The organism is Burkholderia sp. Ac-20384 (assembly GCF_017104605.1).
GTDB lineage: Bacteria > Pseudomonadota > Gammaproteobacteria > Burkholderiales > Burkholderiaceae > Burkholderia > Burkholderia lata.
The window spans coordinates 1-14,182 of the sequence record NZ_JAAGPE010000247.1 but is presented as its reverse complement, the minus strand read 5'-3'; the positions used below and the strand labels follow the sequence as shown (position 1 = coordinate 14,182).

9 protein-coding genes and 1 pseudogene are annotated in these 14,182 nt (G+C 63.7%); 4 read left to right on the top strand and 6 right to left on the bottom strand.

Features of this window, described 5'->3' with window-relative positions:
- From G3O00_RS31750 to G3O00_RS31735, 4 genes and pseudogenes are all read left to right on the top strand, one after another.
- A pseudogene (locus tag G3O00_RS31750) lies at nt 1–202 on the top strand (collagen-like triple helix repeat-containing lipoprotein); the annotation flags it as partial.
- Between the two features lie 40 nt (nt 203–242).
- Entirely contained in the window at nt 243–1,664 is a 1,422-nt protein-coding gene (locus G3O00_RS31745; protein ID WP_206145354.1) for a collagen-like triple helix repeat-containing protein, read from the top strand.
- Nucleotides 1,665–1,808: 144 nt separating this feature from the next.
- Entirely contained in the window at nt 1,809–3,494 is a 1,686-nt protein-coding gene (locus G3O00_RS31740; protein ID WP_011351812.1) for a ShlB/FhaC/HecB family hemolysin secretion/activation protein, read from the top strand.
- A gap of 166 nt (nt 3,495–3,660) precedes the next feature.
- Nucleotides 3,661–4,122 (top strand): DUF2147 domain-containing protein, encoded by a 462-nt coding sequence (locus tag G3O00_RS31735; protein WP_011351811.1) that lies wholly within the window; start codon nt 3,661–3,663, stop codon nt 4,120–4,122.
- 103 nt (nt 4,123–4,225) lie between these two features.
- Here the strand turns inward: G3O00_RS31735 and G3O00_RS31730 are convergent, their stop codons facing one another.
- The 6 genes from G3O00_RS31730 to typA all read right to left on the bottom strand — a co-directional run bounded on the left by G3O00_RS31730 (nt 4,226) and on the right by typA (nt 13,909).
- A complete protein-coding gene (locus tag G3O00_RS31730) occupies nt 4,226–4,636 on the bottom strand; it encodes a transposase (protein ID WP_011351810.1) in 411 nt (136 codons plus the stop codon).
- 144 nt (nt 4,637–4,780) lie between these two features.
- Complete coding sequence (gene zapE / locus G3O00_RS31725; protein ID WP_206145353.1) at nt 4,781–5,878, bottom strand: cell division protein ZapE; 1,098 nt, start codon at nt 5,876–5,878, stop codon at nt 4,781–4,783.
- Between the two features lie 98 nt (nt 5,879–5,976).
- A complete protein-coding gene (gene lpdA / locus G3O00_RS31720; RefSeq protein ID WP_011351808.1) occupies nt 5,977–7,407 on the bottom strand; it encodes a dihydrolipoyl dehydrogenase in 1,431 nt (476 codons plus the stop codon).
- An 83-nt stretch (nt 7,408–7,490) separates the two neighbouring features.
- Nucleotides 7,491–8,765, bottom strand: coding sequence for a 2-oxoglutarate dehydrogenase complex dihydrolipoyllysine-residue succinyltransferase (gene odhB / locus G3O00_RS31715; RefSeq protein ID WP_206145352.1), 1,275 nt, complete (start codon nt 8,763–8,765; stop codon nt 7,491–7,493).
- 135 nt (nt 8,766–8,900) lie between these two features.
- On the bottom strand, nt 8,901–11,765 hold the full coding sequence (locus tag G3O00_RS31710; protein WP_011351806.1) for a 2-oxoglutarate dehydrogenase E1 component: 2,865 nt from the start codon (nt 11,763–11,765) through the stop codon (nt 8,901–8,903).
- 317 nt (nt 11,766–12,082) lie between these two features.
- Complete coding sequence (gene typA, locus G3O00_RS31705) at nt 12,083–13,909, bottom strand: translational GTPase TypA (protein WP_011351805.1); 1,827 nt, start codon at nt 13,907–13,909, stop codon at nt 12,083–12,085.
- Nucleotides 13,910–14,182 lie beyond the last annotated feature (273 nt).

The window sequence follows — 14,182 nt, the reverse complement described above, 5'->3', positions numbered from 1 at the left end:
CGGCGGCGTGACGGGCGGTGCAGGCGGCAGCAGCCCGCTCGCCCCGGTGACGAACGTCGTGTCCACGGTGACCAACGCGGTCGGCGCGCCGGCATTGACCGGCGGCACGGGTGCCGTCACGAACGGTGGCTCGTCGTCGAATCCGCTCGCGCCCGTCACGTCGCTGATCGGCGGCCTGCTCGGCGGCACGCACGGCAAGTAAACCAACATCCATCAATCGACAAGACAGCGAGGAGTCAATCATGTCCCAGCAACGTTCTCTCACGACCGCCGCCGTGCGCCAATGGCGCGTGCCCCTCACGGCCTTCGCCGCCGCCTGCCTGCTGGCCGCCTGCGGCGGCGGCGGCGTCAGCTCGCCGCCGACCAGCAGCAACAACAACAACCCGAGCACGAGCGGCACGCCGAGCACGAGCGGCACCAGCGGCACGTCGACCGGCACCAAGGGCGTCGTCAGCACGGTTGGCCAGACGGCCACCGACCTCGGCAGCACGGTCGGCAACATCAGCGTGCCGGGTCTCGGCGACGGCGTAACGAAGGGGGTCGGCAGCACGCTCTCCAGCACGGGCACGATCGTCGGCGCAGCGGCCGATGCCGTGAGCAACGGGCTGGGACAGATCGGCACGACCAAGGATCCGGTCGGCACGACCGTCGCAGGCCTCGGCAACGTGGTCGGCGCGACGAGCAACACGGTGTCCGGCCTGAGCTCGACGGTCAAGGCGCTCGGCGCCGGCCAGCTCGCACCGCTCGCGCCCGTCACGACCCCGGTCGGCACCGTGCTTGATACGGTGGCCAACGGCTTGACGGCCGCCGGCACGACGATCGGCTCGACGCTGTCGTCGGGCGCCGTGCAGCAGGTGACGCAGCCGCTCAGCTCGGCGATCACGCCGCTCGTGATCACCGCCGGCCAGGTCACGCAACAGGTCGGCACGACGACCGGTCTCGGCCAACCCGTCTCGGGCCTGCTCGGCCAGGTCGGCGGCGCGATCAGCTCGGCCGGCAAGCAGGTCGGCGGCACGTCGAGCCAGCCGCTCGTCGGCGATGTCGGCCAGCTCGTCACTGCGGTCGGCAACACCGTGACCAACGCGGGTGGCCTCGTGAACCCGAACGGCCCGAACGGCGCGGCACCGATCCCCGGCCTGATCACGAGCCTCGTCGGCGGCTCGACGGCGACCGTACAGAACGGCACGTCGTCGGGTTCCGGCTCGACGAATCCGCTCGGCGGCCTGCTGTCGGGTCTCGGCTCGACGCCGCTCGGCTCGCTCACGGGCGCACTCGGCGGCGCGACCGGCGGTTCGGGCAGCAGCCCGCTCGCGCCCGTCACGGGCCTCGTCTCCACCGTCACCGGTGCACTGAGCGGTGCAGCGGGCGGCAGCGGCGGCCCGCTCGCCCCCGTCACGAATCTCGTGTCGACGGTCACGGGCACGCTCGGTGGCGCAACGGGTGGTGCAGGCAGTGCAAACCCTCTCGCGCCTGTCACCGGTTTGCTGAATACTGTCACCGGAGCAGTTGGCGGCGCAGCAGGATCGGGGGGAGCGAGCCCGCTCGCACCGGTCACGTCGCTGGTCGGCAGCGTCACGGGTTCGGCAACGTCGGGCGGCGGCTCGACCGGTCTGCTGGCGCCGGTAACGGGATTGCTGGGTACGCTGGGTAGCGTTGGCAAGTAAGGAGGACGGTCGCACCTTCGCAGCCGGAGCGGATGGCGCGACCGTACAAACACAACCGGCATTGCGGCACGCGGCGCGCGGCACCTTGGTGTCGCGCGCCGGCATTACAAAGAAGACGAAAAGCAAGGCCAACGAGGAAGAACAATGAAATCCAGACTCGACCGATGGATGATGCTGCTCGCCATCGCGGCAGCAGGCACGGCACATGCACAAACGCGCGTCGGAGGTAACCCGCTCGACTCCCTGCCCCAGATCAACGCGCCGAAAACCGGCCCGAACGTGACCGTGCAGGTCGCACCGCAGGCGCCGCAGTTGCAGGAGCTGCTGTCGCGTCACCTGACGCCGACCACATTCCAGGTCGAAGGCGTGAAGTCCGTGCCGTTCGACGAAATCTCGCGTCGCTTCACCCCTCTCGTCGGCAAGGACATCACGATCGGCGATCTGATCGAAACGGCCAACGGCGTGACGAAGCTGTACCAGGATCGCGGCTTCGCGCTGTCGTTCGCGTTCGTTCCTGCACAGACGTTCGAGAACGGCGTCGTGCGCATCACGGTTGTCGAAGGCTATGTGTCGGACGTCAAGGTCACCGGCAAGCCCGGTGCGATGGAATCGAAGATTCGTGCGATCGCCGCGCATATCACTGCCGATCGCCCGCTGCGCCGCGCGACGTTCGAACGCTACGTGAACACGTTCGGCCTGTTGCCCGGCCTCACGGTAAAGGCGAACGTACCACCGCCGCAAACCACCGACGGTGCCACGACGCTCGAACTCGCGGTAGACCGCAAGCCGTTCAACGTCAGCACCGGTATTGACTTCAACCACCCGGGCGTCCAGGGTCTCATCACCGCGACCGAAAACGGCCTCACGTCGTTCGGCGAGCAACTGAGCATTTCCGCTCTGGCGCCGCCGGGGCGCGACAAGCAGACCTACGTCGCATTCAGCGGCGCGGTACCCGTGGGCAGCAGCGGCCTGATCACGCGCCTCGACGCGAGCACGTATCGCGGCAAGCCGACTGACAATCCGGGGCTGCCGTCGACTGTCCAGCGAACCGTAAAAAGCGAGAAGCTCGGTCTTTCGGCATCCTACCCAATACTTCTGAACAACCAGCGCAGCCTGCTCGGCACGGTGTCGGGCTATGCAGCGCATAACGAAGACAACTATCAGAACAAGATCAACGGCAATACCCTCGACAACAGGTCGCAGGTCCGCGTACTGCAATTGCAGCTCGACTACACGAGCGTACAACCGAAGCAGGTGCGAAAACTGAGCGTCAACGTCGCAAAGGCATTCGACATCCTCGGCGCATCGAAATCGCAGACCGGCCTGGTTAACGGCACGACGTATACGTACGCCGACCCGACATCACTGACCTTCGTTCGCACCGGCGCGACCTTCACGCAAACCAACGAATGGCCGTTCCGGATCGGCACGTCGGTGTCGCTGACCGGGCAATACAGCCCGGACTCACTGCCGACGTCCGAGCAGATCTCGTTCGGCTCGACGCGCTACGCGCTCGGCTATCAGCCGGGCGAAGCGTCGGGTGACTCGGGATGGGGGATGTCGCTGGAGGTCAACCGCGGCTTCACGCCGGGCTGGACGTATATGAAATCCGTTACGCCATACATCGCCTACGACATGGCGCGTGTGTACCTGCACTCGGGTACACCGTCGCCGAACCGCATGTCGTCGGTCGGCATCGGCGTGCGTTTCACGGACAGCCGCTTCTATAGCCTCGACCTGAACGTCGCGAAGCCGGTGGGTGACGCGCCAGTCGAAAGCGCATCACGCAGCCCACGCATCAACGCCGCATTTTCGTATCAGCTCAACTGATCGGTCACCAAACAGCCCGCGCCACGCGGGCTGTTTCGATTAGAGTCCCCTCTATCAAACGTGGCGCGTTGTTTCACGTATTCTGGCGAAGCTCGCAACATGCCCGCCCCATGCAGACGGTCGTGCGGGCAAATCGAACACGACATGCAAAACAAGGAGGACGACAATGATTCAACTGACCCGCCCGTTTCGTGCAATCGCCATCGCCGGCGTACTGCTCGCTTGCGCTGCCCCCACGTTCGCACAAGCAGACAACCCCATCGGCATGTGGCAGACGATCGACGACAACACGCATCAGCCGAAGGCACTCGTGCAGATCGCCGAGGACGGTGACGGTGCGCTGACCGGCAAGGTCGTCAAGGGCCTCGGCGCGAACGATACGCCCGATCGCCGCTGCACTGCCTGCACGGACGAGCGCAAGGATCAGCTCATCAAGGGCATGACGATCATCAAGGCCATGAAGAAGGAAGGCGACCACTGGGACGGCGGCAACATTCTCGACCCGGAGAACGGCAAGGTCTACAAGTGCAAGATGACGCTTGAAGACGGCGGCCAGAAACTCGTCGTGCGCGGTTACATCGGCGTGTCGCTGCTCGGTCGTTCGCAGACCTGGGTTCGCCAGCAATAATGCGGCTCGCGCTTAAACGCGCGGCTCAATGAAAAAATCGGCCTGCGACGAAGTCGTCAGGCCGATTTTCTTTTGGTGTGTGCGTCGCGGGAACTGAGGAACATCACGCTGCATGCTTCAGCGTGTCCGACACATAGCTGCCAGGTGCGCGATACGCGGGCGCCACATTGCTGCGTGCTTCCGCCGCCTTCGATTGCGTGTGCTTGCGCATCCGCGTGGACAACTCGTTGCACAGATTCACACCTGCGTCGCCATAGAGTTCACGCATGACACTCATCAACGTGCCCGTCTCGTGCCAGACCTTGAAGCGACGATGGCAAGTTTGGTAGGAAGGGTAACGGCGCGGCATGGCCGACCACGTTGCGCCGCTGTAGATCACCCAGAGCACGCCGTTCAGGACGGCACGCGTATTGGCCAACGGACGGCCGCGCAACTCGGTGCGCGGCTGCATTTCGGGCAGAAGCGACGCTACGCAGCGCCACTCTTGGTCGGTCAGATCGCGATACGGTGTCATGGACATCTCCAGCCTTAGTAACCATGACACAACGATATCGGCTCACCTCAACAATGAATATAAGACAAATCCGAAAATACCCCGAGATTGCCTTAATTTGACCGGAATTGACGTTTGAATCCCGTCAATTGCCGGAAATCGCACTCAGGTCAACGACGTATCGACGATGCGGCGCGGCGTTTCGATGTATTCCTTCGACTGCATCTCGACGATTCGCGAGACCGTACGCGCAAACTCGTTGGCCATCGGGCCTTCGACGTACAACTGCTCCGCCGGCACCGCCGCGGACATCAGCAGCTTGACCTTGTGGTCGTACAGCACGTCGATGAGCCACGTGAAGCGGCGCGCCTCGGACGCCATCCGCGGCGACATCTGCGGCACCTCGGACAGCACGATCGCGTGGAAGCGGCTCGCGAGCTCGAGATAGTCGTTCTGCGAGCGCGGGCCGCCGCACAGCGTCGCGAAGTCGAACCATACGACGCCGTCCGCCTTGCGCAGCGCCTTCAGCTCGCGCTTCTCGATATGCAGGAGCGGGCTTTCATCGGGAACGGCAGCGAGCTTCTGGAACGCATGCCGCAATTCGCGATCGGCATCCGCACCGAGCGGCGTGTGATACATCTTCACCTGCGCGAGCGTGCGCTGGCGATAATCGACGCCCGCGTCGACGTTGAGCACATCGAGCCTGGACTTGATCAACGCGATCGCCGGCAGCATACGGTCGCGATGCAGGCCGTCCGGATACAGGTCGTCGGGATCGTAGTTGGACGTCATCACGAACTGCACGCCGTTGTTGAACAGGCGGTCGAGCAGACGGTACAGGATCATCGCATCGGCAATGTCCGACACGTGGAACTCGTCGAAGCAGATCAGCCGGTAGCGCTTCGCGATGCGCCGTGCGAGTTCGTCGAGCGGATCGGCCTGCCCTTTCAGTTCCTCGAGCTCGCGGTGCACTTCGCGCATGAATTCGTGGAAATGCAGGCGCGTCTTGCGCTGCACGGGCACGACCGCGTAGAAGCTGTCCATCAGGAAGCTCTTGCCGCGACCGACACCGCCCCACATGTAGACACCGCGCGGGAGGTCGGGATGATTGATGAGCTTCTTGAACGCGTTCGAGCGACGCGCCTTGTACTCGACCCACTCGTCGAAGCATTCCTGCAGGCGATCGACGGCCGCGCGCTGCGCGGGATCGGACTGATAGCCGCGCGTGGTCAGTTCGCGCGTGTAGTATTCGGTGACGTTCATCGGGCAAACCGGAAAAAACGAAGGCGGACGGGAAATCCCGCCCGCCCTCGTCATGAGACGGCTGCGCTGGCCGATTGCCGGCCGGCGCTACACCGCGCTCAGCTGTTCAGCGAGCGCTTGTCGACGGCGAGCGCCGCTTCGCGCATCACTTCCGACATCGACGGGTGCGGATGGCAGATGCGGGCGATGTCTTCCGACGCCGCCTTGAATTCCATCGCCACAACGGCTTCCGCGATCAGGTCCGACGCGTTCGCCGCGATCACGTGCACGCCGAGCAGTTCGTCGGTCTTCGCGTCCGCGATCATCTTCACGAAGCCGTCCGGCGCGTTCATGCCGAGCGCGCGGCCGTTGATCGAGAACGGGAACTTGCCCGACTTGATCTCGCGGCCTTCCGCCTTCAGCTGCTGCTCCGTCTTGCCGACCCATGCGATTTCCGGGTACGTGTAGATCACCCACGGAATGCAGTTGTAGTCGATGTGCGGCTTCTGGCCGTCGATCACTTCCGCGACCAGCACGCCTTCGTCTTCCGCCTTGTGCGCGAGCATCGGGCCACGCACCACGTCGCCGATCGCGTACACGTTCGGCACTGCCGTGCGGCAGTGGTCGTCCACGTCGATGAAGCCGCGTTCGTTCGCCTTCAGGCCGATTGCCTCGAGGCCGAGGTTGTCGGTGTTCGGCACGCGGCCGACCGACACGATCAGGCGGTCGGCGTCGAGCGTCTGCGCGTTGCCGTCCTTGTCCGTGTAGGCGATCGACACGCCGTTCGCGGTCGCCTTCACTTCGCCGATCTGCACGCCGAGGTTGATGTCGAGGCCCTGCTTCTTGAACAGCTTGGCCGCTTCCTTCGCGAGCGCTTCGTCAGCTGCGCCGAGGAACGCCGGCAGCGCTTCGAGCACCGTCACTTCGGCACCCAGGCGACGCCACACCGAGCCGAGCTCGAGGCCGATCACGCCTGCGCCGATCACGGCAAGCTTCTTCGGCACCGCGTCGAACGTCAGTGCACCTTCGTTGTCCGACACGATCTTGTTGTCGACCGGGATGCCCGGCAGGTGACGCGCCTTCGAGCCCGTCGCAATGATCACGTTCTTCGCGGTGACGACTTCGGTTTCACCTTCGCCGCTCACTTCGATCTGCACGCCGGCGTCGGTCTTGCCGGTGAACTTGCCATGGCCCTTCAGCCAGGTGATCTTGTTCTTCTTGAACAGGAACTCGATCCCGCTCGTCATCTTCTCGACGATCGCGTCCTTGCGGCCGAGCATCTTCGCGACGTCGATCTTCACGCCGTCGACCGTGATGCCGTGGTCGGCCAGGTGGTGCGACGTGTTCTCGAACTCTTCCGACGACGCGAGCAGCGCCTTCGACGGAATGCAGCCGACGTTCAGGCACGTACCGCCGAGCTTCAGCGCGCCGGCCGGATTCTTCCACTTCTCGATACAGGCAACGGTCTTGCCGAGCTGCGCGGCGCGGATCGCGGCGATGTAGCCGCCGGGGCCGGCGCCGATCACGACGACGTCAAATTCCTTGGACATGACAATCCTTTCTTCTTGTGCAACCGCACGGGCCACGCGTGTGGCGCGCCCGTGCGGTGCGGGTCAATGCAGTGAAACTCGGCTTACAGGTCGAGCAGCAGACGTGCCGGATCTTCCAGCGCATCCTTCATCGCGACGAGCGACAGCACGGCTTCGCGGCCGTCGATGATGCGGTGGTCGTACGACAGCGCGAGGTAGTTGATCGGACGGATCACGATCTGGCCGTTTTCGACGACCGGACGCTCCTTCGTCGCGTGCACGCCGAGGATGGCCGACTGCGGCGGGTTGATGATCGGGGTCGACAGCATCGAGCCGAACACACCGCCGTTCGAGATCGAGAACGTACCGCCCGTCATTTCCTCGATCGACAGCTTGCCGTCCTTCGCCTTCTGGCCGAACTCGGCGATCTTCTTTTCGATCTCGGCGAGGCTCAGTTGATCCGCGTTGCGCAGGATCGGCACGACGAGGCCGCGCGGCGAGCCGACAGCGATACCGATGTCGAAGTAGCCGTGGTAGACGATGTCGTTACCGTCGATCGACGCGTTCACGAGCGGGAACTTCTTCAGCGCGTGGACAGCTGCCTTCACGAAGAACGACATGAAGCCGAGCTTCACGCCATGTTCCTTCTCGAACTTGTCCTTGTACTTGTTACGCAGTTCCATGACCGGAGCCATGTTCACTTCGTTGAACGTCGTCAGGATCGCGTTGGTCTGCTGCGACTCGAGCAGACGCTCGGCGATACGCGCACGCAGGCGCGACATCGGCACGCGCTGTTCCGGACGGTCGTTCAGCCAGGTCGCGGCCGATGCCGGCACCTTCACTTCCGGCAGCGCCGGCTTCGCAGCGGCCGTCTTGGCCGGTGCGGCAGCCGGAGCGGCCTTCGGTGCGCTGCCTGCTGCCAGCGCGTCGCCCTTCGTGACGCGGCCGTCGCGACCCGAACCTGCAACGTCGCCCGCCGACAGGCCCTTCTCGGCCAGCAGCTTCGATGCGGCCGGCGATGCGGCCGTCGACGATGCGGCTGCGGCGACCGGCTGTGCTGCCGGTGCGGCTGCGGCAGGCGCGGCTGCCGGCTTGACTTCGGCGGCGCCTGCGGCGGCTTCAGCTGCACCCGCCTTCGCTTCGGTGTCGATCGTCGCGATGATCTGATCGGCAACGACGGTGTCACCGTCGTTCTGCAGCACTTGCGCGAGCACGCCCGCTGCCGGTGCCGGCACTTCGAGCACGACCTTGTCGGTCTCGAGTTCGATCAGGATTTCGTCTTGAGCAACTGCTTCGCCCGGCTTCTTCTTCCACTGCAGCATGGTGGCTTCCGAAACCGACTCCGAAAGCTGGGGGACTTTGACTTCTACGATAGCCATGTGATTTTCCTGGATGCTTAATCTGGGTAATGACGAGGTTCGTGCGATTCCTTCGGCCGGTGCGGTGCGCAACGCGCCCGGCGGGCCAAAAGAGACGGGAAAGCGCATGGCGCCTTCCCGTTTCGCTTCCGTCGGTTATTTCGCGATCGATGCGCTCTTCAGGCGGCCGAAAGCACCTTCGATGAGGGCCTTCTGCTGCTCGTAGTGCTTCGCGTAGTAGCCAACCGCCGGCGAGGCCGAAGCCGGACGGCCGCTGTATGCCAGCTTCTGCCCTTCCTTCATGCCTTCCTTCAGATGGTGCTCGACGTAGAACCAGGGGCCCTGGTTCTGCGGCTCGTCCTGCACCCAGACCACTTCAGTCGCGTTCTCGTACTTCTTCATTTCGGCTTCGAACTGCTTGTGCGCGAACGGATACAGCTGCTCGATACGGATGATCGCGACGTCGTTCGCCTTCGCTTCGCGGCGATGTGCGACGAGGTCGTAATACACACGGCCCGAGCATGCCAGCACGCGCTTGACCTTCTTCGCGTCGATGCCGCCGTCGGTTTCGCCCAGCACCGGCTGGAACGAACCCTTCGCGAGTTCCGACAGGTCCGACACCGCTTCCTTGTGACGCAGCAGCGACTTCGGCGTCGCGACGATCAGCGGCTTGCGGAACAGACGGATCATCTGGCGACGCAGCAGGTGGAAAATCTGTGCCGGCGTCGTCGGTTGAACGACCTGCATGTTGTGATCCGCGCACAGTTGCAGGAAACGCTCGATACGCGTCGACGAGTGCTCCGGACCCTGGCCTTCGTAGCCGTGCGGCAGCAGCATCGTCAGACCCGACACGCGGCCCCACTTCACTTCGCCCGACGAGATGAACTGGTCGATCACGACCTGCGCGCCGTTAACGAAGTCGCCGAACTGCGCTTCCCACAGCACGAGCGTGTTCGGCTCGGCGGTCGAGTAACCGTATTCGAAGCCCAGCACCGCTTCTTCCGACAGCACCGAGTCGATCACCGTGAACTTCGCCTGGCCTTCTGCGATGTTCTGCAGCGGCACGTACGTGCCGTCGTTCCAGCGCTCGCGGTTCTGGTCGTGCAGCACCGCGTGACGGTGCGTGAACGTGCCGCGGCCCGAGTCCTGGCCGGTCAGGCGCACCGAGTAGCCCGATGCGACGAGCGACGCGAACGCGAGGTGTTCGCCCATGCCCCAGTCGAGCGGCTGGTCGCCACGCGCCATGTTGCGGCGGTCGTTGATCACGCGCTCGACGAGCGGGTGGACCTTGAAGTTTTCCGGGACCGTCGTGATGCGTTCGCCGAGGCGCTTCAGTTCTGCGAGCGGCACGGCCGTGTCGGCTGCATCCGTCCACTTGCGGTTCAGGAACGGAACCCAGTCAACCGCGTACTTGCTCTTGTAGTTCGACAGGACCGGATCGACCGTGTGGTGACCGTCGTCCATCGCCTTGCGGTACGCCTTCACGAAGTTGTCGGCGTCTTCCGCGCTGATCACGCCCTGCTGCACGAGCTTCTCGGCGTACAGCGCACGGGTGCCCGGGTGCTGCGCGATCTTCTTGTACATCAGCGGCTGCGTGACCGCCGGCGTGTCCTGCTCGTTGTGGCCCAGCTTGCGGAAGCAGACGATGTCGATCACGACATCCTTGTGGAACTGCATCCGGTAGTCGATCGCGATCTGGATCGCGAGCACGACAGCTTCCGGATCGTCGCCGTTCACGTGCAGCACCGGCGCTTCGATCATCTTGACGACGTCGGTACAGTACAGCGTCGAGCGCGCATCGCGCGGGTCGGACGTCGTGAAGCCGATCTGGTTGTTGATGACGATGTGCAGCGTGCCGTGCGTGCCGTAGCCGCGCGTCTGCGCGAGGTTCAGCGTTTCCATCACGACGCCCTGGCCAGCGAAGGCCGCGTCACCGTGGATCTGCACCGGCAGCACTTGCAGGCCGTCTTCGTCGCCGCGACGGTCCATCCGCGCCTTCGCGGAACCTTCGACCACCGGGTTCACGATTTCGAGGTGCGACGGGTTGAACGCGAGCGACAGGTGGACCGGGCCACCTTCCGTCGACACGTCCGACGAGAAGCCCTTGTGGTACTTCACGTCACCGGCCGGCAGGTCGTCGACGTGCTTGCCCTCGAATTCGGCGAACAGGTCGGCCGGCATCTTGCCCAGCGTGTTGACCAGCACGTTCAGACGGCCGCGGTGGGCCATGCCGATGATGATTTCCTGCACGCCGCGCTTGCCCGAGTGCTGGACGACTTCGTCCATCGCCGCGATGAAGCTTTCGCCGCCTTCGAGCGAGAAGCGCTTCTGGCCGACGTACTTGGTATGCAGGTAGCGCTCGAGGCCTTCAGCGGCCGTCAGGCGATTCAGGATGTGCTTCTTCTCGTCTGCCGAGAAGTTCGGCGTCGCGCGCGTCGACTCCAGGCGCTCCTGCCACCAGCGCTTCTGCTCCGGATCGCTGATGTACATGTATTCGGCGCCGATCGTGCCGCAATACGTGTCGCGCAGACCCTTGACGATGTCACGCAGCGAAGCCTGGTCGAAACCGAAGTACAGGTTGCTTGCGCTGTACGTCTGGTCGAGGTCGCCTTCGGAGAAATCGTAGAACGCGGGTTCGAGCTCGGGAATGGCGGGACGTTCGCGACGCTTCAGCGGATCCAGATTGGCCCATTGCGAGCCGAGGAAGCGATAGGCGCTGATGAGGGACTGGACGTGCACCTGCTTGCGTGCCGCAGCCAGATTGGTGGTGCTTTCGCGCGGGATGAAGGCATTGGCCTTCGCGCGCTCGGCGAACGATTCGACGATCGGAAAATGGGCGACGTCATTGGCATTCGTACCGTCCGTTGCAGGAACATTCTGCAGCGCGTCGAAATACTCTCGCCAGTTCTCCGGCACCGATGCCGGATTGTTGAGGTATGCATCGTACAGTTCTTCAACGTACGAAGCATTGCCGCCGAACAGATAGGAGTTCAGCTGAAACTGCTTCATTACATCTGACATTTTACGCTCACCTTTCTTCGAGTTTCTCGAGAAATAGCGGGTTACTCAACCTTCCGCGACACGGCCTGACCGTTTAGCGGATTGCGAATCAAGTCTTGCTTGGAAGGACCTAAACTTGCGTGCGCGCAGCATATCACAGAACCGATACCGAAGTTCACGGCGAAATGTGCCTGAAAGCACCACGCGACGGGGTTTTGCCGGATTGCCACGACCCGCAGGAACAGTGTTTTGCAGACAATCGGATTGCACACTGCGCAGATGCAAAAAAGGCTGCCCGAAGGCAGCCTTTTCCGTGATGCAGTGACCGGCCGAAACGCTTAGTCGACCGCGCCTTCGCGGCTTGCGCGGCGACGCTCGTGCTCCTTCAGGAAGCGCTTGCGCAGACGGATCGATTGCGGCGTCACTTCGACGAGCTCGTCGTCGTCGATGAATTCGACCGCGTATTCGAGCGACATCTGGACCGGCGGCACGAGGCGCACGGCTTCGTCGGTACCCGACGCACGCACGTTGGTCAGCTGCTTGCCCTTGATCGGGTTCACGACGAGGTCGTTGTCACGGCTGTGGATACCGATGATCATGCCCTCATAGAGCGCGTCACCCGGCTTCACGAACATGCGGCCGCGATCCTGCAGCTTCCACAGTGCGTAGGCCACGGCAGCGCCGTCGTCCTGCGAGATCAGCACACCGTTGCGGCGCTCGAAGACCGAACCGTCCTTGACCGGTGCATACGAGTCGAAGATGTGGCTCATCAGGCCCGTGCCGCGCGTGAGCGTCAGGAATTCGCTCTGGAAGCCGATCAGGCCACGCGCCGAGATCTTGTACTCCAGACGCGTGCGGCCGCGGCCATCCGACGCCATGTCGAGCATCTCGCCCTTGCGGCGACCCAGCTCTTCCATCACGCCGCCCTGATGCTCGTCTTCAACGTCGACGGTCAGCAGCTCATACGGCTCGTGACGAACGCCGTCGATTTCCTGCATCACGACGCGCGGACGCGACACGGCAAGCTCGTAGCCTTCACGACGCATGTTCTCGACGAGAATCGTCAGATGCAGTTCGCCACGGCCCGACACTTCGAACACCGTTTCGTCGCCCGTGTCCTTCACGCGCAGCGCGACGTTGTGGTTCAGTTCCTTCATCAGGCGGTCGCGGATCTGGCGGCTCGTGACGAACTTGCCTTCGCGGCCGGCGAGCGGCGACGAGTTGACGAGGAAGTTCATCGTCAGCGTCGGCTCGTCGACGGTGATCATCGGCAGCGCTTCCGGCGTATCCACCGCGCAGATCGTTGCGCCGATGCCGACGTCTTCAATACCGTTGATCAGCACGATGTCGCCCGCTTCGGCCGACTCGACCTGCACGCGCTCGAGGCCCGTGAACGACAGCACCTGGTTGATCTTGCGGTTCAGCACGTCGCCTTCCGGGCCGAAGCGCATCGCGACCGGCTGGCCCGGTTTGATGCGACCGCGCGTGATGCGGCCGACGCCGATCCGGCCGACATACGTCGAATAGTCGAGCGACGTGATCTGCAGCTGCAGCGGCGCCTCCGGATCCGCCGGACGGACCGGCACGTGTTCGAGGACTGCCTCGAACAGCGGGCGCATGTCGCCTTCGCGCGCAGCCGGGTCGAGCGACGCATAGCCGTTCAGGCCCGATGCGTAGACGATCGGGAAGTCGAGCTGCTCTTCGGTGGCGCCGAGCTTGTCGAACAGGTCGAAGGTCTGGTTGATGACCCAGTCGATCCGCGCACCCGGACGGTCGATCTTGTTGACGATGACGATCGGCTTCAGGCCGAGCGCGAGCGCCTTCTTCGTGACGAAGCGCGTCTGCGGCATCGGGCCCTCGACCGCGTCGACGAGCAGCAGCACCGAGTCGACCATCGACAGCACGCGCTCGACCTCGCCACCGAAGTCCGCGTGCCCCGGCGTGTCGACGATGTTGATGTGCGTGCCTTCGTACTCGACCGCACAGTTCTTCGCGAGAATCGTGATCCCGCGCTCTTTTTCGATGTCGTTCGAGTCCATCACCCGTTCCGCAATCTGCTGGTTCTCGCGGAAGGTGCCGGACTGGCGAAGCAGTTGGTCGACGAGCGTAGTCTTGCCGTGGTCGACGTGGGCGATGATGGCGATATTGCGAAGGGCGCGGGTCATAGAAACCTGGAAATCGTTTGAACGCGCAAAAGCGCCCGCTCGTTTTTCACGGGCGCGCGCATTGCAGCTTGGAAAGCCACAAATTATAGCACGTGCGGATGTCGAGAGCTGACCGGCAAGTCGCGACGCAACACAAGCCGGCTAGCTGTGAAGCTTCAATAGGTTGTATCGATGGTTCATCCGGACTGAGTCTGGGAGACTGGAAGTCGCCAAACACCCAACCTTCCAGGAACCCAGCCGGATGAACACCCATAAGAATGCCCGACTCACTTT